General features: G+C 69.3%; 17 protein-coding genes. 4 read left to right on the forward strand and 13 right to left on the reverse strand.

Features of this window, described 5'->3' with window-relative positions; all coding sequences use genetic code 11:
- Nucleotides 1–92: 92 nt before the first annotated feature.
- The 10 genes from araA to ACWEFB_RS22680 form a co-directional block, all read right to left on the reverse strand.
- Complete coding sequence (gene araA, locus ACWEFB_RS22635; RefSeq protein ID WP_452288318.1) at nucleotides 93–1,595, reverse strand: L-arabinose isomerase; 1,503 nt, start codon at nucleotides 1,593–1,595, stop codon at nucleotides 93–95.
- 26 nt (nucleotides 1,596–1,621) lie between these two features.
- A complete protein-coding gene (gene yjfF / locus ACWEFB_RS22640) occupies nucleotides 1,622–2,611 on the reverse strand; it encodes a galactofuranose ABC transporter, permease protein YjfF (RefSeq protein ID WP_452288320.1) in 990 nt (329 codons plus the stop codon).
- The gene (locus tag ACWEFB_RS22645; protein WP_452288322.1) at nucleotides 2,608–3,678 is read right to left on the reverse strand and encodes an ABC transporter permease; all 1,071 of its coding nucleotides are present in this window, start codon (nucleotides 3,676–3,678) and stop codon (nucleotides 2,608–2,610) included. Before ACWEFB_RS22645 ends, yjfF begins: the two co-directional genes overlap by 4 nt.
- On the reverse strand, nucleotides 3,675–5,216 hold the full coding sequence (locus ACWEFB_RS22650; RefSeq protein ID WP_452288324.1) for a sugar ABC transporter ATP-binding protein: 1,542 nt from the start codon (nucleotides 5,214–5,216) through the stop codon (nucleotides 3,675–3,677). The genes ACWEFB_RS22645 and ACWEFB_RS22650 overlap by 4 nt, the downstream gene beginning before the upstream one ends.
- A gap of 187 nt (nucleotides 5,217–5,403) precedes the next feature.
- On the reverse strand, nucleotides 5,404–6,396 hold the full coding sequence (locus ACWEFB_RS22655) for an ABC transporter substrate-binding protein (protein ID WP_452288494.1): 993 nt from the start codon (nucleotides 6,394–6,396) through the stop codon (nucleotides 5,404–5,406).
- 142 nt (nucleotides 6,397–6,538) lie between these two features.
- Nucleotides 6,539–7,231: an L-ribulose-5-phosphate 4-epimerase gene (locus ACWEFB_RS22660; RefSeq protein WP_452288326.1), complete on the reverse strand. Its 693-nt coding sequence runs from the start codon at nucleotides 7,229–7,231 to the stop codon at nucleotides 6,539–6,541.
- Complete coding sequence (araB, locus tag ACWEFB_RS22665; RefSeq protein WP_452288328.1) at nucleotides 7,228–8,910, reverse strand: ribulokinase; 1,683 nt, start codon at nucleotides 8,908–8,910, stop codon at nucleotides 7,228–7,230. Before araB ends, ACWEFB_RS22660 begins: the two co-directional genes overlap by 4 nt.
- 818 nt (nucleotides 8,911–9,728) lie before the next feature.
- Nucleotides 9,729–10,730 carry a carbohydrate kinase family protein gene (locus tag ACWEFB_RS22670; RefSeq protein ID WP_452288330.1) on the reverse strand — a complete coding sequence of 334 codons (1,002 nt, stop codon included), beginning with the start codon at nucleotides 10,728–10,730 and terminating at the stop codon, nucleotides 9,729–9,731.
- Nucleotides 10,727–11,683: a glycoside hydrolase family 68 protein gene (locus ACWEFB_RS22675; RefSeq protein ID WP_452288332.1), complete on the reverse strand. Its 957-nt coding sequence runs from the start codon at nucleotides 11,681–11,683 to the stop codon at nucleotides 10,727–10,729. The genes ACWEFB_RS22670 and ACWEFB_RS22675 overlap by 4 nt, the downstream gene beginning before the upstream one ends.
- A 41-nt stretch (nucleotides 11,684–11,724) precedes the next feature.
- The gene (locus ACWEFB_RS22680) at nucleotides 11,725–12,768 is read right to left on the reverse strand and encodes a LacI family DNA-binding transcriptional regulator (RefSeq protein WP_326559327.1); all 1,044 of its coding nucleotides are present in this window, start codon (nucleotides 12,766–12,768) and stop codon (nucleotides 11,725–11,727) included.
- Between the two features lie 361 nt (nucleotides 12,769–13,129).
- Here ACWEFB_RS22680 and ACWEFB_RS22685 point away from each other — a divergent pair, with 361 nt between their 5' ends.
- From ACWEFB_RS22685 to ACWEFB_RS22700, 4 genes are read left to right on the forward strand one after another with little or no spacing between them, the layout of a single operon-like run.
- Nucleotides 13,130–14,491 carry an ABC transporter substrate-binding protein gene (locus tag ACWEFB_RS22685; RefSeq protein WP_452288335.1) on the forward strand — a complete coding sequence of 454 codons (1,362 nt, stop codon included), beginning with the start codon at nucleotides 13,130–13,132 and terminating at the stop codon, nucleotides 14,489–14,491.
- On the forward strand, nucleotides 14,488–15,453 hold the full coding sequence (locus tag ACWEFB_RS22690) for a carbohydrate ABC transporter permease (protein ID WP_326559329.1): 966 nt from the start codon (nucleotides 14,488–14,490) through the stop codon (nucleotides 15,451–15,453). Before ACWEFB_RS22685 ends, ACWEFB_RS22690 begins: the two co-directional genes overlap by 4 nt.
- Nucleotides 15,450–16,277, forward strand: coding sequence for a carbohydrate ABC transporter permease (locus ACWEFB_RS22695; RefSeq protein ID WP_326559330.1), 828 nt, complete (start codon nucleotides 15,450–15,452; stop codon nucleotides 16,275–16,277). Before ACWEFB_RS22690 ends, ACWEFB_RS22695 begins: the two co-directional genes overlap by 4 nt.
- A gap of 3 nt (nucleotides 16,278–16,280) precedes the next feature.
- Nucleotides 16,281–17,435 (forward strand): serine hydrolase domain-containing protein, encoded by a 1,155-nt coding sequence (locus tag ACWEFB_RS22700; RefSeq protein ID WP_452288337.1) that lies wholly within the window; start codon nucleotides 16,281–16,283, stop codon nucleotides 17,433–17,435.
- 94 nt (nucleotides 17,436–17,529) lie between these two features.
- Here the strand turns inward: ACWEFB_RS22700 and ACWEFB_RS22705 are convergent, their stop codons facing one another.
- The 3 genes from ACWEFB_RS22705 to ACWEFB_RS22715 all read right to left on the reverse strand — a co-directional run bounded on the left by ACWEFB_RS22705 (nucleotide 17,530) and on the right by ACWEFB_RS22715 (nucleotide 22,111).
- The gene (locus ACWEFB_RS22705) at nucleotides 17,530–19,911 is read right to left on the reverse strand and encodes a ricin-type beta-trefoil lectin domain protein (RefSeq protein ID WP_452288339.1); all 2,382 of its coding nucleotides are present in this window, start codon (nucleotides 19,909–19,911) and stop codon (nucleotides 17,530–17,532) included.
- A gap of 157 nt (nucleotides 19,912–20,068) precedes the next feature.
- Nucleotides 20,069–20,920 (reverse strand): sugar phosphate isomerase/epimerase family protein, encoded by an 852-nt coding sequence (locus ACWEFB_RS22710; protein ID WP_452288341.1) that lies wholly within the window; start codon nucleotides 20,918–20,920, stop codon nucleotides 20,069–20,071.
- A gap of 6 nt (nucleotides 20,921–20,926) precedes the next feature.
- Nucleotides 20,927–22,111: a substrate-binding domain-containing protein gene (locus ACWEFB_RS22715; RefSeq protein ID WP_452288343.1), complete on the reverse strand. Its 1,185-nt coding sequence runs from the start codon at nucleotides 22,109–22,111 to the stop codon at nucleotides 20,927–20,929.

A 22,111-nucleotide genomic window follows, 5' to 3' on the forward strand; every position in this document is an offset into this window, starting at 1 on the left:
GTGCCGAGACGCGGGCAGGGCGGCCCGTCCCCGCCCGCCGGACGCGGGCAGGGGCGGACCACCCCGTCACGGATGCGGCGTGGCCGGGCCGGTCAGAGGCCGCGGGACAGCCGGTAGTATGCCTGGTTCCAGCGGATCTCGTCGGCGAACCGGCGGGGCTCGGTCTCGGCGTCGATGACGACCAGTTCGGTCCGGCTCATCTGCGCCAGGTCGTGCAACTCCTCCACTCCGACCGCCTGTGACAGCACCGTGTGGTGCGGTGCGCCAGCGGTAATCCACGCCTCCGCCGAGCTGGGCAGGTCGGGCCTCGGGCGCCACACGGCGCGGGCGACCGGTAGCCGGCGCAGCGGCTGCGGCGGAGCCACCACGTCGATCTCGTTGGCCACGAGCCGGAAGCGCTCCCCCATGTCGGCCAGCCCGAGCACCACCGCCGGGCCCGGCGCGGCGTCGAACACGAGCCGGACCGGATCCTCCCTGCCCCCGATGGTCAGCGGGTGGATCTCCACGTTCGGCACCCCGGACGCGATGGTCGGGCAGACCTCGAGCATGTGCGCACCGAGTACCAACTCCTCGCCCGGGGTGAGGTCGTAGGTGTAGTCCTCCATGAACGACGTACCGCCATCCACACCCACCGACATCGCCTTGAGGGTCCGCACCAGCACGGAGGTCTTCCAGTCACCCTCGCCGCCGAAACCGTAGCCGTCCGCCATCAGCCGCTGCACGGCGATGCCGGGCAACTGGCGCAGCCCGCCGAGGTCCTCGAAGTTCGTGGTGAAGGCCCGGAACCCGCCCGCGTCCAAGAAGGCGCGCATGCCGAGCTCCAGGCGTGCGGCGTACCGCAGCGAGTCGTGCCGCTCGCCTCCGGCAAGCAGCTCACCGACGATGCGGTAGGTGTCCTCGTACTCCTTGACCAGCTCGTCCACCTGCGCGTCGGCGACCTCACCGACCACCTGGACCAGATCGTTGACGCCGTACGTGTTGACCGACACCCCGAAGCGCAGCTCCGCCTCGACCTTGTCACCCTCGGTCACCGCGACGTCACGCATGTTGTCGCCGAAGCGGGCCAGGCGCAGCGACCGCATCGCCGACCAGCCGAGCGCGGCACGGGCCCACGCCCCGACGCGGGCGGTCACCCGCGGGTCGCTGACGTGCCCGGCCACGGTCTTGCGGGCCACACCGAGACGGGTCTGGATGTAGCCGAACTCGCGGTCGCCGTGGGCCGCCTGGTTCAGGTTCATGAAGTCCATGTCGATGTCGGCCCACGGCAGCACGACGTTGGCCTGGGTGTGCAGATGCAGCAGCGGTGTCTGCAACGCGTCCAGGCCGGCGATCCACATCTTCGCCGGCGAGAAGGTGTGCATCCACGCGACAACCCCGATCGCGCCCTGCGCGGCGGCGTCGCGGCAGACCCGCAGAATCTCGCCGCTGTTGGTCAGGACCGGCTTCCAGACCACCCGGGCGGGAATCTGCGGCGATTCGTCAAGCACGGCCGCGATCAGACGTGACTGCTCGGCCACCTGCCGGAGAGTGTCCTCGCCGTACATGCCTTGGCTGCCGGTGAGAAACCAGACCTCGGGTTCGGTGTGTGATGCCATGGGGCTGCCTTCCGCGAGAGGGACGGTCACTTGTAACGGATGCCGATGATTCGCTGGAAGAGGATGAACACGAAGAGCAGACCCCCGATCACAATTTTGGTCCACCAGGAGCTGAGACTTCCATCGAAAGTGATGAGGGTCTGGATCACACCCAGGACCAGCACGCCGAGCACCGTGCCGAAGACGTAGCCCGAGCCGCCGGTGAGCACGGTGCCACCGATGACGACCGCGGCGATGACGTCCAACTCCATCCCGACGGCGATCAGTGGCGCGCCGGAGAGGGTGTAGAAGGACAGCAGGATCCCGCCGATCGCGGAGCACAGGCCGCTGATCGTGTAGACGGCGATCCGGGTCCGCCCCACCGGCAGGCCCATGAGCAGCGCCGACTGTGGATTACCGCCAATGGCGTACACGTTTCGTCCCAGCCGGGTGTAGGCCAGCGTGTACGCGGCGATGGCCACCACGACCAGGGTGATCAGCACGCTGATCGAGACGAAATTTCCGCGGGGATCACCGATCCGCTCCTGCGACATCCTGGTCCAGAACCCATCGGTGATCGGGATGGACGAACCGGAGATGGACGTGCACATCCCCCGGGCGAAGAACATCCCGGCGAGCGTGACGATGAACGGCTGGATCTCGAAGAAGTGGATGGCGCAGCCCATCAGCAGGCCGAGCGTCGGACCGATGAGCAGCGCGATGACGAGGACGAGCCCCGCCGGCAGGCCCTCCTGGAGCAGCCAGGCCGACACCATCGCCGTCATGGCGACGACGGAACCGACCGACAGATCGATACCGCCGGTGAGGATCACGAAGGTCATACCCACCGCGACAACGAGCAGGAAACCGTTGTCGATGAAGATGTTGAAGATGACCTGCACGTTGGAGAACGCCCGGTACTGGGACACGCCGATGCCGTACATGACCAGCAGCAGGGCGAGCGTGGCCAGGACCGGCACCTGTCGCCTCGGCAGCCGGATCCGGGACGGACGCGCGGTGATCGATCCGGTGGTCATGCCGTCACCTGCTCCTTCGACTTGGCGGCGATGGTGCTCGGCGGTGGCGCGCCGGTCCTGCGACGGGTGAACCGAGCGCGGAAGGCCGGCGCCTGGATGAGACAGACGGCGATCACGACGACCGCTTTGAACAGCAGCGAGGTCTGCGGTGAGATGTTCATGGCGTACACCGTGGTGGTCAGGGTCTGGATGATCAGCGCGCCCAGGATGGTGCCGCTGAGGAAGAACCGGCCGCCCGCGAGGGACGTGCCGCCGATGACTACCGCGAGAATGGCGTCGAGCTCCACCCAGAGTCCGGCGGCGTTGCCGTCGGCACTGGAGACGTTCGCCGTCATCATGAAACCGGCGATCGCGGCGCAGCCGGCGCTGAGCACGTACGCGAGGAACACGACCCGGCCGGAGCGGATGCCGGACAGGCGGCTGGCCTCGGCGTTACCGCCCACCGACTCGATGATCATGCCCAGTGCGGTGCGGCGGGTGAACGCGGCGACGAGCAGGGCCGCCGCCAGCGCGATGAAGATGGCCAGCGGCAGGGTCAGCACGTGGCCCAGCCCGATCGCCCGGTACGGCTCGGAGTTGATGGTGATGATCTGGCCCTCGGTGATCAGCTGCGCGAGCCCTCGGCCGGCCACCATCAGGATCAACGTGGCGATGATCGGTTGGATCCCGATCACGGCGACCAGCACCCCGTTCCAGGCGCCGAGCACGAGCGCGACCCCGAAGGCCATCGCGAGGGCGGTCAGCACCACGGCGAGGCTGTTCTGGTCGGGTTGCCGGCTGATGTACATGCAGGCGATCGCGCCGCTGATCGCGCACAGTGAGCCGACCGACAGGTCGATTCCCCCGGTCGAGATGACCAGGGTCATGCCCAGGGCGACGAGGATCAGCGGCGCGCTCAGCCGCAGGATGTCGATCGGGGCGCCGTACAGGTGCCCATCCTTGAGCTCGATGGACAGGAACCCCGGCCGGTAGATCGTGTTCGCGGCGAACATGACGACCAGCACGGCGGCGGGCCAGAACAGCCGGTGACCGATCATCGTCCGGTAGCGGCCCATGGTGGCGTTCATCGGTCTGCCTCCTCCCGGTGGGACCCGTTGGCGATGGTCTGCATGATGCGATCGGCGTCGAGGCTGTCGTCGTTGGCGAGCTGCGCGACCATCTGCCGGTCACGCATCACCACCACCTTGTGGCTGAGGCGCAGCACCTCCTCCAGCTCGGCGGAGATGAACAGCACCGCCATGCCGCCGTCGGACAACTGCGCCACGAGCTTCTGGATCTCCGTCTTCGCGCCGATGTCGATGCCCCGGGTCGGTTCGTCGAGGATCAGCAGCCGTGGCTCGGTGATCAGCCACCGGGCCAGGAGCACCTTCTGCTGGTTGCCGCCGGAGAGATTGCGTACCGGCACCTCCGGGTCGGACGGCCGGATGTTGAGCGCCTTGACGTACTTCTCGACCAGCTCGTCCTGCCTGCGACGAGGGATCGGCCGCAGCCAGCCGCGGGCGGCCTGCATGGCGAGGATCATGTTCTCGCGGACCGTCAGGTCGGCGACGATGCCCTCTGCGCGGCGGTTCTCCGAACAGAAGCCCACGCCCTGCTCGATCGCCCGCGCGGGGGTACGCAGACTGCTCGATGTTCCGTTCACCGCGACCTGACCACCGTCGGCCCGGTCGGCACCGAACAACAGCCGGGCCACCTCGGTACGGCCGGAGCCCAGCAGCCCGGCCAGTCCGACCACCTCCCCCGCGTGAATGGTGAGGTCGAACGGCTCGACCGCCCCCGAGCGCCCGAGCCTCGACACCGCCAGCAGCGGGCTGCCATGCTGTCGGGCGGCCACGTCGCGCCGCGAGTGCTCCTCGATCCCGTCGAGTACGTCGAGTTCCTTGCCGATCATCTTCTCGACGAGGGTGAGCTGGGGCAGTTCGGCGGTCGGATACTCGCCGACCAGCCCGCCGTTGCGCAGCACGGTGATCCGGTCGGCGATGCCGTAGACCTGGTCGAGGAAATGGGTCACGAACACGATCGCGATGCCCTCGTCGCGTAGTTGCCGCATGATGCGGAACAGCTGGGCGACCTCGCCGGCGTCAAGGCTTGAGGTCGGCTCGTCCAGGATCAGCACCCGGGCCCGGATGTCGATCGCCCGGGCGATGGCGACCATCTGCTGGATGGCGAGGGAGTACGTCCCGAGCGGCGCGCTGACGTCGAGATCGAGGTCGAGGCGGGCCAGCAGCGCGCGGGCGCGGCGGCGGACGTGACCCCACCGGACGGCTCCGAGCAAGCGGGGCTCGCGTCCGATGAAGATGTTCTCCGCGACCGAGAGGTTGGGGCAGAGGTTGACCTCCTGGTAGACGGTGCTGACACCGGCGGCCGTCGCCTGCATCGGCCCGCTGAAGGACACCGGCTCGCCGTCGAGCGTGATCGCGCCCTCCTCGGTGTCGTAGACGCCGGTCAGCACCTTGATGAGGGTCGACTTGCCGGCGCCGTTCTCGCCCATCAGGGCGTGCACCTCGCCCGGAAAGAGCCGGAAGTTGACGTCGTGGAGTGCGCGCACCCCGGGAAAGGACTTGGCGATCCCGGTCATCGTCAGGACCGGACGGCTATCCGTCATCCCATCAGACCTCTTCTGGGTTGTCGACAGGGAAGGGCCGCTGCGCTCCCGTACGCCCGCCCGGTCGTCGCTGCGGATCGCCCGGGCGGGCGTGGTACGAGGGTGATCGCGGGCCACGCCCGGTCCGTTGCGGGTAAGGGGGTGACGCAGCGGGGCCGCCACGCAGGCGCGGCGACCCCGGCGTCGGTCAGTACTTGCGGTTGGGCAGTGCCGCCTTGGCCTGCTCGGAGGTGAAGGTGGTCTCCTCGGTCTCGATTCGAGCCGGCACCGCCTCGCCTGCGTGGACCTTCTTCGCCAGGTCCATGAGCTGTGGGCCGAGCAGCGGGCTGCACTCGGCGATGAAGTTGAACTTGCCGTCGGCGAGGGCCTGCATGCCGTCCTTGACGGCGTCCACGGTGATGATGGTGATGTCCTTGCCGGGCACCTTGCCGGCGGCGGTGATCGCCTCCAGCGCGCCCAGCCCCATGTCGTCGTTGTGCGCGAACAGCACGTCGATCGTCGGGTTCGCCTTGAGGAACTGCTCCATCACGGCCTTACCGCCGGCCCGGGTGAACTCACCGGTCTGTGAAGCGATGACTTTCAGGTTCGGGTTGGCGGCGATTGCCTCGGCGAAGCCCTTCTTGCGGTCGTTCGCGGGCGCGGCACCGGCGCTGCCCTGCAACTCGACGATGTTCACCGGGCCCGAGGCGGTCTTCTTCTGCTCGACCAACCATTCCCCGGCGAGCCGGCCCTCCTTGACGAAGTCCGAGCCGAGAAAGGTCTTGTAGAGGGACTTGTCGGCCGAGTCGACCGAGCGGTCGGTCAGGATGACCGGGATGCCGGCGTCCTTGGCCTCCTTGAGCACGGTGTCCCACCCGGATTCCACCACCGGCGAGAAGGCGATCACGTCGACCTTCTGCTGGATGTAGTTGCGGATGGCCTTGATCTGGTTCTCCTGCTTCTGCTGCGCGTCGTCGAACTTCAGGTCGATCCCGGCGGCAGCAGCGGCGTCCTTGATCGAGGTGGTGTTCGCGGTCCGCCAACCGCTCTCCGCGCCGACCTGCGAAAAGCCCATCGTGATCTTGCCGTCGTCGGTGGACCCGCCGCCGGTGTCGCTGTTGCCGCAGGCCGCCATGCTGCCGACGAGCAGCACACTGGCGACGACCGAGGCGGTACGCCATGCAGCGGAGTGCGTTCGCATCTTTCTCATCGGATCTCCTTGGGCTCGGTGTGGTGGATGCACCGCGCCTACCGCCGACGTGCGGGAAGTGGCATACGCGGCTGGTGCGTGCTGGTAACTCCGTGGTGCAGACCGGCGGGCTTTCGACCCGACCGCGGGGCGGTCAGGAATCCGCCGGTGGCGCCGGTTGTTGGCCGTAGACGTTCTGGTACCGGTGGTAGAGGGCGTCGATGTCGGCCTGCGCGATCGGCACCGGCTGCCCGAGTGCGCGGGCCAGGTGCGCGGTACGGGCCACGTCCTCGCACATGACCGCCGCCTTGACCGCCGCGCGGGCGTCGCGGCCGATGGTGAACACGCCGTGGTTGCGCATCAACACCGCGGGCGAGCGGTGCCCGACGAGCGTGCTGACGATGCCCTTGCCGATGTCGTCGCCACCGATCAGGGCGAACGGGCCGATCGGGATCTCTCCTCCGAACTCGTCCGCCTGCGCCGTGAGGTGACAGGGGATCGCCTCCCCGCTCGCGGCCCAGGCGGTGGCGTACGAGCTGTGCGTGTGGACGACCCCGCCGACCTCGGGCATCGCCCGGTAGACGTAGGCGTGGGCGGCGGTGTCGCTGGACGGCGCCAGATCCCCCTCGACGAGTACGCCGTCGAGGTCGCACACCACCATGGTTTCCGCGGAGAGCTCGTCGTAGCCCACTCCGCTCGGCTTGATCACCATCAGATCCCGGCCGGGGACCCGCGCGGAGACGTTGCCGGCCGTCCAGGCGACCAGGCGATATCGGGTCAACTCAGTATGCAGGCGGGCGACGATTTGCCGCAGCTCGCCGATCTGTCGGTCCACCTCGTCGTTCATCGGATCACCTCCAGCGCGGTCTCGGGCGTGACGGCGGCGGCATCGACCGCCGCGTTGCGGATCGCCCGGAGGCGGAGCATGACGTCGTTGCCGCCGCGTCCAAACTGGTCGTGCAGTGTCCGGTACTCGGCGTAGAGGGCGTCGTAGGCACGCACCCGCTCGGGATCCGGTCGGTAGACGGCCTCGTGCACCCGCCCCATCGCCTGCGACGCCTCGTGGATCGAGGGGTAGTCACCGGCGGCGACGGCGGCATGGATCGCCGATCCCAGCGCGGGCCCCTGTGCGGAGCCGATGATGTTCAGCGGCCGGTTGGTGACGTCGGCGTAGATCTGCATCAACAGGCTGTTGGAGGTGAGACCGCCGGCGATGACCAGGTCGTCCACCGCCACTCCGGACGCCACGAACGCCTCGATGATCATCCGTGTGCCGTACGCCGTGGACTCCAGCAGCGCCCGGTAGATGTCCTGCGGCCGGGTGGCCAGGGTCATCCCGACGATCATCCCGCTCAGGTCGTGGTTGACCAGCAGCGAGCGGTTGCCGTTCCACCAGTCCAGCGCGATCAGGCCGTGCGCACCGACCGCCTGGCTCGCGGCCAGTTCGGTGAGACGTTCGTGCGAAGCGACGCCGGCCGGGGCCGCGTGCTCGACGAACCAGCCGAAGATGTCGCCCACCCCGCTCTGCCCGGCCTCGTACCCCCACGCCCCCGGGCTGATGCCGCCGTCGACGACGCCACACATCCCGGCGACCTCCGCGAGGTGTGCGCCGTTGACCACGTGACAGGTGGAGGTGCCCATGATCGCAACCATCCGACCGGGCTTCACCGCCTGCGCGGACGCCGCGGTGACGTGCGCGTCGACGTTGCCGACAGCCACCGCGATCCCCTCCGGCAGGCCGGTCCACGCCGCGGCTCGGGCGGTGAGCGCGCCGGCTCGGGCGCCGAGGGGTGACAACGGACCGTCCAGCTTGCTCACGAAGTCGCCGAAACCCGGGTTGAGCGCGGTCAGGAAGTCCCGGGACGGATGGCGACCGTCCTGCAGGATGCCCTTGTAACCTGCCGTGCAGGCGTTCCGGGTTTCGGCGCCGCCGAGCTGCCAGACGATCCAGTCGGCCGCTTCGACGAAGCGCTCGGCCCGGTGATAGACCTCGGGGTCCTCTTCCAGCATTTGCAGGCCCTTGGCGAACTGCCACTCGGCTGAGATCTTGCCGCCGTACCGGCCGATCCACGGCTCCGCACGCTCGTGTGCCAACGCGTTGATTCGGTCGGCGTGTGGTTGCGCGGCGTGATGCTTCCACAGCTTCACCCAGGAGTGTGGACGGTCGCGCAGCTCGGGATCCTCGCAGAGTGGAGTGCCGTCGGCGAAGGTCGGGAGCACGGTGCAGGCGGTGAAGTCGATGCCGATCCCGACCACCGCCGCGGGATCCACCTTCGCGGCGGACACCGCCGCCGGGACCGCGTACCGCAGCACGTCGCGGTAGTCCTCGGGATTCTGCAGAGCCCAGTCCGGAGGAAGCGGTCGGCCTGTCGGAAGCGCCGCGCTGATGACCCCGTCGCCGTACTGGTGCACCGCGGTCCCCAACTCGGCGCCGTCACCCACCCGGACCACGAGAGCTCGTCCGGACAGGGTGCCGAAGTCGACACCGACGACGTAGCGGTCGCCAGCTCCGTCCACACGGTTCATGTTCACCTCCACCGTTGACGGGGATAGTGTTAACGCTCACATCCAAACTCGTCAAGACATCTGTACGCAACGGCTCCGTAACGGAGCCGAACAGTCGCCCCGACTCGGGCGCAGCGACATCGCGACGGCGCAAAGGATCCGTTCCGTCCCCTTTCCGAGGGACCGGGTCGACCGCCGCGCAGACCGGCGCCGCGAATGCGCGTTCGCCGGGCAGGGTGGCCCACACCGAGCGACAGCACCGCCGACGAGACACGCCGCGCGGTCCGCCGACCCCGGCTGTCCAATCACGACCATCGGTCGGCAGTCCGTGATGTCAGCGATAACATCGGCGAAACCAGCTATTCATCGCGGTCGAATCGATCGACCCGCCAGTGCGGCACCTCGCGCGATGCCAGGTTCGCGATTGGAGGACACCAAGGATCGCCGGCCGCCGCGACCGTCCTCGTTTCAGGTACGCAGGGATTCATTTCCCCCGCACCACTCGACCGGCCCAGGACCGACGGCTTCTCCCGCTGCCGAACGCTCGCGGCAGCCGACACCAGGGCCTTCCGGTCGGAACGGAATCCGACGTGCGCCACGGCCAGCACCGCGCACCCCACCTGCCGCGACGATCGACACCCGATCCGGCTCATTTCCGCACGACCGAATCGACCGCTCCGCAGGGCTGATGCCGACCTGGATCGAACGCACCACCGGGAGCGGCACACCAATGCGCAATTCGATTGTTATCGATAACATCCGCGTTTCCCGACCCCCGTCGTCGGCGCCCCTGCGGTTCCGCGCGACACACGGATAAGGGCGGCCTCCAGGGACGGAAGTTACCGGTACGTCCCGTCCGCTGCCCGCCCCGACGAGTCGGTCGGAGGGCCGGGCAGTTCGTCCCGGTGCGGCGGGTCGGCTCCCGGGCGGGCACAGGTGGCGGCGGCCACCGCGACGGCGTACCGCAGGGCGGCGCCGATCTCGTCGTCCGGCCAGGCGTGCCCTGCGCCGGACCGGGAGAGTACGGCGAGCAACCCGGCGGTGAACGCGTCGCCGGCGCCGATGGTGTCGACCACCTCGACGGCGGGGGCCGCCTGCCGGAGCAGCCGGTTGCCCGAGCGGGCGACGGCGCCACGCGGGCCGAGGGTCACGACGCCGAGCGTCACGCCCTGGTCGTGCCAGTGATCGAGGACCTGCTCCTGCGATCGCCCCGGGTAGAGCCAGCCGATGTCCTCCTCGCTGGCCTTGACGACGTGGGCATGGCGCACCAGCTGGTCGACCCGGGTGCGGGCCTCGGCGGGGGTGCCGAGCAGGCCGGGCCGGACATTCGGGTCGAGGCTGACGATCATGCCGTTGTCCCGCGCGGCACGCAGGGCGGCGCCGACCCGGTCCGCGCCGGGCGGCAGGAACACCGCCAGCGAGCCGGCGTGCACGATGCCCCGCCGGGCGAGTGCGACGTCCAGCTCGCCCGGCCGCCAGGCCCAGTCCGCCGTGCCTTCGACGTAGAAGTCGTACCCGGCGTTGCCGTCGGCGCCCAGGGAGACGATCGCGAGCGTCGCCGGCTCCTCGGCGTCGACGGCGTACCGGAGGTCGACGCCGTTGGCCGCCGCGTGCCCGCGCAGCCGGCGGCCGAGGGCCGTGGTCGAGAACCGGGCGAGCAACCGGGTCGGCACACCCAGTCGGGCCAGGCCGACGGCCACGTTCAGGGGGCTGCCGCCCGGATGTGCGGCGTACCGGCCGTCGGGCTCCGGTACGAGGTCGACGACCGCCTCGCCCAAGACGGTGACCGGTGTCGGGTCCGGGCTGACGGATCCGTCCCCCTGCTCCCGTGCCGCGCTCATGGCCGGTGGCCGACGGTGGCCCGCACGGTGTCGGCGTCCGGGCTCGTCCACGGGGGTTGGAACGGGACGGGGTCGGTGATTTCGCCGACGAACGTGCCGTCGACGTGGTCGAGGAATCCGATGAGCGCCCAGCCCCGGTCCCCGTCGGGGACCAGGCGGGGTGCGTAGAGGTGCGGGTGCGCGACCGGCTGCGCGCGGGATATGTCCCAGGGGCCGCGCACGCTCGGTGCGTCCACCACCCAGATTCGCTGGTCGCCGAGGCGGGGGTCCGCCACGGCGTTGGTGCAGAAGAGCAGGACGGGTTGGCCGTCGACAACGGCGACCTGGGGAACTTCGAGGTGGCCGAATCCGGCGGGCGTGGACAGCGGCGGCCGGGCGGTCCAGGTGACCAGGTCCGGGGAGGTCGCGTGGCCGACGACGCCGCGCTCGGACGCCGGTCCCTGGTTGGCGCGGGCGGTGACGAGCATGTGCCAGCCGTCCCCGGAGGGGTCGGCGAACACCCACGGGTCACGCCATGCCTGCTCGTACCACATGTCCCGGTCGAGCAGCTCGTACCAGGTCGGGTCGGCTTCGACGACGGGTTCGGTGCCGTGCCGGTGCCAGGTGGTCAGGTCGTCGGAGACCGCCCGACCGATCCGCTGGACCAGCCCGTCCTCGGCGCGGCTGACTCCGGTGTAGAACATGTGCCACCGGCCGTCCGGGCCGCGGACGGTACACCCCGTCCAGGTGGCCAGATCGTCCCAGCCCGGTGAGTCGGCCGGCACGAGCGCGTCGGCGACCAGGGTCCAGTCGCGTAGGTCGGTGGAGACGGCGTGCCCGATCGTGGCCCGCTGGTGGCGGCGGTTCGGGTCGCGCAGGGCGCGGGAGGCGCGCAGGAAGAAGGCATGCCACCGGCCGTCGTCGTCCTGGACGTACCAGCTGTCCCACACCCAGTGGTCCGGCAATCGCAACATGCCGGCAACCTACCAGTGAATCGGTTTAGCTAGCACATCCCCTACCTCGGTGAGTGGGTTGTGCCGGCCGGCGCGGCGGTGGACCTGCGTCGACGCAGCGGCATGGGAACGTACGACGGCCCGGCCGCGCCGCCGTCGAGCACGAGTTCCACGGCACGGCGCCCCATCCGCTCGTGCGGCAGGGCGGCGCTGGTCAGGCTGGGACGGAGCCAGGCGGCGATGGGATCGTCATCGAAGGAGATCACGGAGATGTCGTCGGGGACGGTCAGCCCGGCCTCGTTGAGCGCCTGGTAGGCACCGAAGGCCAGGCGGTCGTTCATGCAGATGACCGCGGTCGGGCGTGGTGACCTGGACAGGAGGGTGCACATGGCGGCGTACCCGTGTTCGGGTAGCCACTCCACGCAGTGACACTCGGCGAACAGGGTGACGTCGGCGGCGGAGAGGGTTTTGCGGATACCGCGCAGGCGGGCCCGCGCGGCGATGGAGACCTCGGGGTCGTCCTCCTTGAGCCGGTTGCGGCCGATCAGCGCGATGCGGTCGCGATGGCCGTGTGCGAGGAGGGTCTCGGTGACCGTCACGGCGGCCTTCTCGTCGTCGGGCAGCACGCAGGGCAGGTCGTCCGAGCTGGTGGCGTTGAGCAGCACCACCGGGCCGCCGAGGATGGCGGGGGGCACCGTGAGCCGACGGGTCGCCATCGCCGCGTAGACCACGCCGTCGACCTGGCGATCGAGCATCGCCTCGATGGCGTACCGCTCGAACGCCGCGTCGCCCTGGGTCTCCGTGATGAGCAGTACGTGGTCGCGTTCCCGGGCGGCGTCCAGCGCGCCGCGGATCAGGTCGCCGGCGAACCTGGTGGTGGCGACGATGTCGGAGACGAACGCGATGGTCGCGGTCTTGCGGGTGCGCAGACTGCGCGCCGCCGTGTTGGGTCGGTACCCGAGTTCCTCGGCTGCGGCGAAGACGCGCTGGTGGGCCTCTGCGGAGAGCCGGGTGCCCTCGCGCCCGTTGAGCACCATCGAGGCGGCGGTCTTGGACAGGCCGGCCAGTCGTGCGACATCGGCCAGGGTCGCCCTGTTGCTGCCCATGACTCCTCCGAATCCGCGGTGCGTCACATGCGCCACCACATCTCATTCATCATCCGCGAGTCGCCGTGTCCGGCGCAGCCGGGACGGGCGACGGGCGCGCTCGGCCGTGTGGCCGAGCCGTTTCCAGGTCGTTACAGATCTCATCCTTGACAGGGTTCATGGGCCGCGCGCATGCTCTGCTAAATCATTTTAGCGACGTCGTTCAGCGTTACGGAAGGGAAACAGCCCCCTTTTCCCGTGATCGTGTCGGCCGACGTGGTCGCGGCCCCCGGGCCCGGCCGCGCGACCGGGGCGAGGCGGTCGGGGCTGTGCCGCCCGACCGTCGGCGGCGTGACGCGGCATGAATCAAGGAGTGGTTGACGTGCCGGATTTTTCGACCAGGTTCTCGCGACGCCGGCTGGCACTGCTGGTGCCGGCCCTCACCGCCGGCCTGGTGATGACCGCCTGTAGCGCACCAGGATCGGACCAGCCGTCGTCGGCCGGGTCCGACGCCCCGGTCAGCACCGAACTCGGCACCGGGCCGATCACCCTGGAGCTGTACGCGGAGACCGGCTTCCCGCTGGTCAAGGCGCTGGCGGACGAGTTCACCAAGCAGCACCCGAACGTGAAGTTCAACGTCCGCGAGGACCAGTTCACCGTGATCACCGAGAACGCACCCCGCGTGCTGGCCTCGGACAACGCGCCCGACATCATCCGGCTACCCACCATGGTCGACCTGGTCAAGGACGACCTGCTGAAGAACCTCGACCCTTACGTGACCGCCTACGGCTGGGACAAGTTCCCGGCCTCGCAGCTCGTCCAACTACGGCTCGCCGACGGGGGCGCCGTACGGGGCTCGGGCTCGCTGTACGGGCTCGGCCTGGGCTACAGCGTGACCGGGGTGTTCTACAACAAAACCCTGTCCACGCAGGTGGGCATGGCCAAGCCCCCGACCACCATCGCCGAGTTCGAGGAACTGCTGGCCAAGGCGAAGGCCGCCAACGTGCAGCCGATCATGCAGTTCAACAAGAACACCGCCGGCATCAACTTCCCGCACCAGGCGCTGCAGAACCAGTTCGGGGACCCCACCCAGGTGGCCGACTGGATCTTCCAGAAGCCGGGCGCGACGTTCGACACCCCCGCCGCGCTGAAGGCCACCCAGTCCATCCAGCGGTGGGCGCAGGCGGGCTACTTCCCGAAGGACGCGAACGCCCTGGACTACGCGTCCATGGTCGGCGAGTTCCAGAAGGGCAACGGCCTGTTCATGTTCAACGGTGACTGGGAGTCCGGCAACCTCGACAAGAACATGGCCGGCAACGTGGGCTTCTTCCTGTTCCCCGGCGAGGCCGCCGGCAGCAAGCACGTGGCGATGTCGGCGCCGAACACGTTCGGCGTCGGCGCCCGGGCGAAGAACCCGGACGCTGCCGCGTTCTTCCTCAACTGGACGCACACCGACCCCAAGGCCCGGGAGATCTCGGTGACGGTCGGCGGCTCGCACCCCGGTGGCCCGTCCGACCTGCCGCTCCCGACCATCGCCGAGGGCACCGTGTTGTCCGAGACGCTCAAGGCGTCGCAGCAGCTCGGCGCCGAGAACGGCGCGGTCGACTTCACCGCGAACGCGACCGGTGGGATCTTCGCCGCCGCGATCACCCCGGAGATGCAGAAGCTCGTCGCCGGGCAGCAGACCCCCGAGGGGTACGTGAAGGCGGTCCAGGCCGAGTACGAGAAGGAACTGTCCCGATGACCTCTGCCGTCGGCAGCACTCCCTCCGGCGCCCCGACCCGGGCCGGCGGCGAGGATCGGCAGGCACCCGTACGGCCCCACCGGAAGCGGTGGGGCCGTACGGCCGGCTGGCTCGGCTGGCTCTGGGTCCTGCCGGCCCTGATCATGTACGGGTTCTTCGTCCTGCGTCCGCTCGTCACCACGGTGCAGTACTCGCTGTACCGCTGGAACGGCATCGGTCAGGCCGAGTGGGTCGGCCTGCACAACTACCTGACCGTGGTCACCGACAGCGACCTCCTGAAGATCATCTCGAACGCGTTCATCCTGATCATCTTCTTCAGCTTCGTCCCGGTCTGCCTGGGGCTGCTGGTCGCCAGCCTCGTCCGCCGGCTCAGCGCCGGCCCCTTCGGCACCGTCGTGCGCACCGTGCTGTTCCTGCCGCAGGTGATCCCGCTGGTCGCGGCCGGCATCGCGTGGACCTGGCTGCTGTCCACCGACGGCCTGGTCAACCAGATCCTGCGGGCCGTCGGCCTGGGCGGGATCACCCGCGCCTGGCTCGGCGAGTTCGACACGGCGCTGCCCTCGGTGGGCGTGATCGGTACCTGGGTCATGCTCGGCCTGTGCACGATCCTGCTCGTCACGGGCATGAGCAAGATCGACCCGGCGCTGTACGAAGCGGCCCGCATCGACGGCGCCGGACCCGTACGGGAGTTCTTCGCCGTCACCCTGCCGAGCCTGCGCCAGGAGATCGGGGTCTGCCTCACCGTGACCATCATCGCCGCCCTCGCCAGTTTCGACATCGTCTACATCTCCACCAGCGGTGGGCCCGGCATCCAGACCACGGTGCCCGGTCTGGAGATCTACCGGCTCGCCTTCTCCCAGCGGCAGGTCGGACTCGCCTCGGCGCTGGCGGTGGTGCTCATGGTGCTGGTGCTGGCGTGCGTGCTGCCGATCCAGCGGCTGACCCGGGAGGACAAGGCATGAACCTCACCAGCCGCGGCGAACGCCTGACCGGACGGATCTTCCTGATCGCGCTCGTCGTCGTCACGCTCCTGCCGTTCCTGAGCATGCTGTCCGCGGCGTTGCAGCCGCGCGGCACCGTCCCCACCGGACTGGCCTGGCCGTCCGACCCGCAGTGGGGCAACTTCGGCGCCGCGTTCACCGCCGCCAACATGGGTGTGTTGCTGCAGTCCAGCCTGCTGATCGTGGTCGGGGTCGTGCCGATCGGCGTGGTCATCGCGACCATGGCCGGGTTCGGACTGGGTCACCTGCGGGTGCCCGGCGGTCCGATCGCCTTCGGTCTGCTCCTGCTCGGGCTGACCCTGCCACTCGAAGCCGTGGTCACCCCGCTGTATTACCAGATGCGCGACCTCGGCCTGCTCAACACCCGCTGGGCGATCATCCTGCCGCTGATCGGCCTGTACATGCCGTTCTCGGTGTTCTGGATGCGGGCACACTTCACCACCGTGCCGAAGGAACTCTCCGAGGCGGCGCGAGTCGACGGCAGCAATACCTGGCAGTTGTTCTGGCGCATCCACGTACCGCTCGCCCGACCGGCCATCGCGTCGCTGACCATCCTGCTGTTCCTGTGGACCTGGAACCAGTTCCTGCTCGCCATCGTGCTCGTCGACGACGCCACGAAACGCACGATGGCCGGCGCGCTCGGCGCGTTCCAGGGCCAGTGGGGGACCGACCTGGTGCTGCTGTGCGCCGGGTCCCTGCTGATCCTCACCCCCACGCTCATCGTGTTCCTGATCTTCCAACGCCAGTTCATCAAGGCCCTGATCCAGGGGTCGCTGAAGGGATAGTGCGTGACCACGCATCCATCGATCCGGGGGGACGCCGACGAGGGCTTCGGCCGGGTCGTCGACATCTTCCGGGACAACTTCTCGTCGCGCGACGAGGTCGGCGCCGCCGTGGCCCTCTACGTCCGGGGCCGCAAGGTCGTCGACCTGTACGGAGGGCTCGCCGATCCCCGGTCGGGACGCCCCTGGGAGGCTGACACCCCGGCGGTCGTCTTCTCCTGCACCAAGGGGATCCTGGCCATCTGCGCGTACCTGCTGGTCCAGCAGGGCCGCCTCGACCTGGACGCGCCGGTCACCCGGTACTGGCCCGAGTTCGGTCAGCACGGCAAGGCGGCCATCCCGGTGCGCTGGCTGCTCACCCACCAGGCCGGCCTGCCAGCCCTGGACCGGCCCCTCACCCGCGAGGACGTCGTCGGCTGGAAGCCGGTGATCGAGGCGATCGAGGCGCAGACGCCACTGTGGGCGCCCGGCACCGCGCACAGCTACCACGCGATGACCTACGGTTGGCTGATCGGCGAGGTGATCCACCGGATCACCGGTCAGCTGCCCGGCGCGTTCTTCCGCGACGTACTCGCCGCGCCGCTCGGCCTGCGTACCTGGATCGGTCTTCCCGACGAGGAGCGCGACTCGGTGGCCTGGATGCTGGCGCCGCCGGCCGGCTCCTCGGTGCCCATGCACCCGGTCGCCGAGAGCGGACTCACCATGGGCGGCGCCTTCGCCTTCCCCGCCGACCACGACGGTCTGGTCAGCTTCAACGACCCGGTGATCCAGGCCGCCGGGATACCCGGAGCCGGTGCCGTCAGCACCGCCGAGAGCCTCGCCCGCCTCTACGCCGCCACGGTGTCCCCGGTCGGCACCGAACGCCTGCTCACCAAGGCTTCGGTCTACGACGCGACCCTCCCCCGGGTCGCCGGCCAGCAGCGGTACGGGCCGGCCGACACCGGCCAGCGGTGGGGAACCGGCTTCCTCCTGGACTCCCCGCCGGCGCGCCCCCTGCTCGGCGCGCTCAGCTTCGGCCACGACGGTGCGGGCGGCCACCTGGCCTTCGGCGACGACGCCTACCAGGTGGGCTTCGCGTACGTCGTCAACCAGATGGGCGGTGTCGACGACGACCGGGGCGATCGGCTCACGGCCGCCGTGCGAGCCTGCCTCGGGGCCTGACCCGCCCCGGAGGCCCACGGATGTCGACCCTCCGAACGAGGGCGATCGGGCGCCCGTACCTCCTGCGGCGCAGGGCGGTACGGGCGCCCACCACTCAACTGCGCAGCCGCCACTGCTGGTTCGTGCCACCGTTGCAGGACCAGAGGACGAGCTTCGTACCGTTTGCCGTCGCGGCGCCGGTCGCATCCAGGCAGAGGCCCGACTGCTCGCCCGTGATCGTGCCGTTGGCGTTGATGTTCCACTGCTGGTTGGCCTGGCCGTTACAGTCCCAGATCACCACCGTGGTGCCGTTGGTGGTGCCCTGGCCGGAGGCGTCCAGGCACTTGGTGCCGTAGACCATGAGCTGCCGACCGGCGGTCTGGGTCCAGCGCTGGTTGGTACCACTGGTGCAGTCCCAGAGCTGGGCCTGGGTGCCGTTGGTCGTGCTGGACCCGCCAATCTCGGCGCAGCGGCCCGACTGGCCCCCCACGATCTGCACGTTCTGCGGGTTGGTGCCGCCGTTCTGGACACCGGCCGCGGTGATCACCGCCTGGGCGCCCGACGGCCAGTTGCCGTTGGTGACCGTGAGGTTGCCGGAAACGACGTTGCCGCGATCGCCGTTGGTCACGTTGGTGCTGCCGTTGGTCGACCAGTTGTTGGTGACGGTGAAGTTGCCCATGTTCTCCGCGTACCAGTAATTGGCGGTGGCCCAGGTACCGGTGGAGGAGAGAACGTTGTTGCGGGCGCTGTAGTAGCGGGAGCCCTCGTCGAAGTAGAGCCCGAACCAGCCGTTGGTCCGCAGGCAGTAGTTCTCGTCGATGGCCCCGTTCGGGTTCGCCGAAAGGGTGTAGATGCACCCTCCGTCGGTCATCTGCTGCATGACGTCGTGCACGTAGTTGCCGATGACCCGGTTGTTGGACGCGGTGGTGGGTGTCGTGTAGCGCGGCTGGTAGTTGTACAGGCCACGGTTGGCGTAGTGCTGACTGCCGCCGGCGTCGTTGGCGCCCCAGCCGTACCCGACCGAGAGGCCGGTGTACGGCATGTTGTAGACCTCGTTGTGGGAGATGGTGGCGGTGTTGACGTAGGTGGTCAGGATCGACACGACGCCCCGGTACTCCAGGCCGAGGTCGTGGACCCGGTTGTTGCTGATGGTGATGTCCCGGTTGACCATCCGCTGGTCACCGGGGTGATGCGCGTCGGCTCGTACGCCGCCGACCACGATGCCGCCGGCCGAGTTGCGGGCGATCTCGGAGCGGGTGACCGTGATGTTGCTGGCGCCCAGGCCGACGCCGCTGGCGTGGGCGTTGGCGTCGTTGCCGATGCCGATCGCCGTCTGTCCCAGGTTGACGAACTGGGAGTCGCTGAACGTGACGGTGTTGGCGGCGGAGACCTGCACGGCGGCGGGCATCTGGTACCAGTTCGGCCGGGTGGCCTCGAACTGGGGGCAGCCGGCCTGGCAGGAGGTCAGGGCGTCGGACGGGCGGGCCCAGGTGCCGATGATGTGGGCGCCTGTCTGCTGGTCGGCGAAGCCCTGGTTGCTGCTGGGCCCGAGCCAACTGGTGCCGGTGAAGGTGATGCCGCGCAACGCGATGTGGTGCGCGGGCGCGTCGTAGGTGCCGCCGACGTTGACCAGGGACTGCAACTGCGGCAGTTCCACGTTGACGGTGGCCATGTTCTGCCCGGCGAGCGGGATGTAGTTGAGCGCGCCGGTGCCGGGGTTGAGATACCACTCCCCCGGCGAGTCGAGGAACTCGTACGCGTTGGTCAGGTAGAACGGGCCCGCCCGGTGCGGGCTGGACAGGGTGTCGAAGCCGAAGGTGTTGTTGTTCCAGGCGGGCTGCTGCATCGTGAGGAAGTTGCCGCTGATGCTCTGCACCGGCGAGTACCGGTCGGTGAACGAGCCCACGCTCTCGACCTCGACCCGGTTCTGGTTGCCGAGGTTGTTGAGGTAGTTCAGCGCGCTGTTGCTGAACCGCATGCCGGTCGTGGTGAAACTGAAGTCGGCCCGGTTGACGGCGGTACGCGCCCGGGTGGCGACGGCGCCGTTGACGTAGAGCTGGCGGGTGTCGAGCCCGGCTCCCACGTTGGCCCGCCAGATGTTCTTCCCCGAGTCGACGAGCGACCAACCGGTGACCGCCCGCGCGCCGCTGATCGTCGGACGGGCCGAGGCGGCCGCTTGCCAGATCACCTGGTAGCCGTTGTTGCCGGAGTCTGCCGCCGTCAGTCGCAGCGGCGTCGTGAGCCGGTACACCCCGTCGGCCAGTTCCACGACGATGTCACCGGACATCGTGCTGTTGCGTGCCCGTACCGCAGCCTGTGCGGCGGTGAGCGAACACGGCTGGGAGGCGGAGCAACCGGTGCCGGTGCCGGAGGGGGACGCATAGAGGGTGGTGGTGACCGCCAGGGCCGGGGACGCCGAGGCGGTCACGGCGACCAGGGCGGTCATCGCCGTGGCGGCGGCGCCGGCCAGCAGCCGGCGGACAAGGGGTAGGGACACGGGACGGTCTCCTGACCTGGGAGGGGTGGTGGTGGAACCGCCTCAACGCGGCGGGGCTCGGTGACGCGGTGATCGCGTTAGCGCTAACAACATGGACCAGCGGACCGCCGCTCCCGCGCAGCGACCCACTGCGGACGGTTTCCTGCACGGCCACCGGTCATCTCATGGCCTTCCGCAGGTGGTGCAGGCCGTCCAGGGCGAGACGGTCCTGCGATACGGCCAGCGGACGCCAGATCGACGCGGCGGTGGCGATGGTCTCGTTCTCCGCCGTGAACGACTCGATGCAGACCGCGCCCTGATAACCGGTGGTTCGCAGGGTGTCGAAGAATCGGGGCCAGTCGAAGTGGTCCCGCCCGGGGGCGCCCCGGTCGGTCCCGCTGACCTGGACGTGCTTGATGTGCCGTCCGGCGACGGCGAGTGCCTCGTAGGGATCGGCCTCCTCGATGTTCATGTGATATGTATCGATCATGATGCCGACGTTGGGAGGCAGACCGTCGATCAGTTCGATCGTCTGCTCGATGGTGTTGACGACGCTCGTCTCGTAACGGTTCAGTGCCTCGACACCGAGGCTCACACCCCACTCGCCGGCCTGCTCGGCCACCGGCGACAAGGCCCGCCGGAAGTCCGCGTAGCAGGCCGCGCGAGTCGTCGGCGACATCCGCCAGGTGCGGCCGACCGCGGCGTACACCGGACCGCCGACGCACGGTGCGCCAACGGCCGCCGCGCTCGCCACGCAATCCATCAGGTACGCCACGGTCGACTCCACGACGGCCGGCGCCGCGTCCACCAGGTCCCGACCGGGCGGGGTGACCGCGCAGACGCCGGCCGCGACGAGGCCGTACGCCGCCAACAGGTCCCGGGTGCGGACCGGGTCCCAGTCGCCGGGCTGCTCGATCGGCAGTTCGACCGCGTCGAAGCCGAACGAGGCGATCCGTGGGATCAGCTCGGCGAGAGCCTCGTCGTCGACCGGCGAGGTCCACACCCAGGGGTTGACGCCGATGGCGTACACCGGAACCTACTTCCAGCGCTGCGGGTAGCCGGGCAGGTCGGTGCAGCCGCACATGGCGTAGTGCAGCGGCGGCATGCTCGGATCGAGGTACCGGTCCAGGTTGTCTTCGGTGATGGTCGGCTGGGGCAGCTTCCACGGGCTGGACACCTCGGAGCCGTCGAGAATGCGCAGTGCGGCGATGATCGGGGTGCGCCACTGGTAGGTCGGGTAGGTCGGGGCGATCGCGGTGAGTTTCTTGTCCTTCCACATCTTCAGGAAGTCGAGCTGGTCCTCGCCGTTGATCGGCGGCACGGGCTTGCCCGCGTCCTGGAACGCCTCGACGGCAGCGACGGCGACCGCCCCCGCGTCCATCCAGACGCCGTCGATCGTGCCGTACCGCTGGATGTAGTCGTTGACGATCTTCTTGGTCTTGGCCGGGTCCCCGTCGGTGAACTCGACCCCGACGACGTCGACCTTCGCCTTGTCGAACACCACCTTCGCCGCGGACCAGCGGGTCTCCAGGACGTCGACACCGGGCAGGATCCGCAGGGCGAGCACCTTGCCACCGGGCTTCATCCGCTGGCTGACGAACTCGGCTCCGACGTGACCGAAGCCGTAGCCTCCGATCGGGTTGATGAACGTCACCGGGCACTTCGTGTTGACACCACGGTCGAACACGACAACCGGCAGGCCCGCCCGGCAGGCCGCCTCGACGGCCGGGGTGAGGGTGGCGGTGGTGTTCGGCGAGACGATGAGTGCGTCGCAACTCTTGCCGAGCAGGTCGTTGATGTCCGCGATCTGCTTCTGGTCCTTGCCCTCGGCGTCGACGTGCACGAACTCCTTGATGCGGCTGCGCTGCGCCTCGACCTCGGCCTGCATGGTCTTGAATCCGACCTGTCGCCAGGGATTGTTGAGCGCCGCGTTGGAGAAGCAGATCTTGTACGGGCCGTTCTTCTTGAACTTCGCGGTGTCCACCATCGTGGGGTTGAGCACCTGTTCCCACGGCTTGTCGGCCGGCCCGGTCGGGGCGGCGTCCAGCAGCGAGAGCTCGGCTTGGTGGTCGGCCTCCACGAAGAACTTCGACTGGTCCCCGGTGCCCGACCCGGCGGCGGAGGCGCTGCCCGAGGGGCCCGCGGTCGGCTCGTCGGTGGCACAGCCGGCGAGGGACAGCAGAGTGACGGCCGCCAGCGCCGCCATGGAACGTCGTACCAT

This window comes from Micromonospora sp. NPDC004704 (genome assembly GCF_053601675.1).

What these genes read in the sequence shown, in the direction of transcription:
- araA (WP_452288318.1), bottom strand. Translation starts at nt 1,595, where the DNA reads ATGGCATCACACACCGAACCCGAGGTCTGGTTTCTCACCGGCAGCCAA.
- yjfF (WP_452288320.1), bottom strand. Translation starts at nt 2,611, where the DNA reads ATGACCACCGGATCGATCACCGCGCGTCCGTCCCGGATCCGGCTGCCG.
- ACWEFB_RS22645 (WP_452288322.1), bottom strand. Translation starts at nt 3,678, where the DNA reads ATGAACGCCACCATGGGCCGCTACCGGACGATGATCGGTCACCGGCTG.
- ACWEFB_RS22650 (WP_452288324.1), bottom strand. Translation starts at nt 5,216, where the DNA reads ATGACGGATAGCCGTCCGGTCCTGACGATGACCGGGATCGCCAAGTCC.
- ACWEFB_RS22655 (WP_452288494.1), bottom strand. Translation starts at nt 6,396, where the DNA reads ATGCGAACGCACTCCGCTGCATGGCGTACCGCCTCGGTCGTCGCCAGT.
- ACWEFB_RS22660 (WP_452288326.1), bottom strand. Translation starts at nt 7,231, where the DNA reads ATGAACGACGAGGTGGACCGACAGATCGGCGAGCTGCGGCAAATCGTC.
- araB (WP_452288328.1), bottom strand. Translation starts at nt 8,910, where the DNA reads ATGAACCGTGTGGACGGAGCTGGCGACCGCTACGTCGTCGGTGTCGAC.
- ACWEFB_RS22670 (WP_452288330.1), bottom strand. Translation starts at nt 10,730, where the DNA reads ATGAGCGCGGCACGGGAGCAGGGGGACGGATCCGTCAGCCCGGACCCG.
- ACWEFB_RS22675 (WP_452288332.1), bottom strand. Translation starts at nt 11,683, where the DNA reads ATGTTGCGATTGCCGGACCACTGGGTGTGGGACAGCTGGTACGTCCAG.
- ACWEFB_RS22680 (WP_326559327.1), bottom strand. Translation starts at nt 12,768, where the DNA reads ATGGGCAGCAACAGGGCGACCCTGGCCGATGTCGCACGACTGGCCGGC.
- ACWEFB_RS22690 (WP_326559329.1), top strand. Translation starts at nt 14,488, where the DNA reads ATGACCTCTGCCGTCGGCAGCACTCCCTCCGGCGCCCCGACCCGGGCC.
- ACWEFB_RS22695 (WP_326559330.1), top strand. Translation starts at nt 15,450, where the DNA reads ATGAACCTCACCAGCCGCGGCGAACGCCTGACCGGACGGATCTTCCTG.
- ACWEFB_RS22715 (WP_452288343.1), bottom strand. Translation starts at nt 22,111, where the DNA reads ATGGTACGACGTTCCATGGCGGCGCTGGCGGCCGTCACTCTGCTGTCC.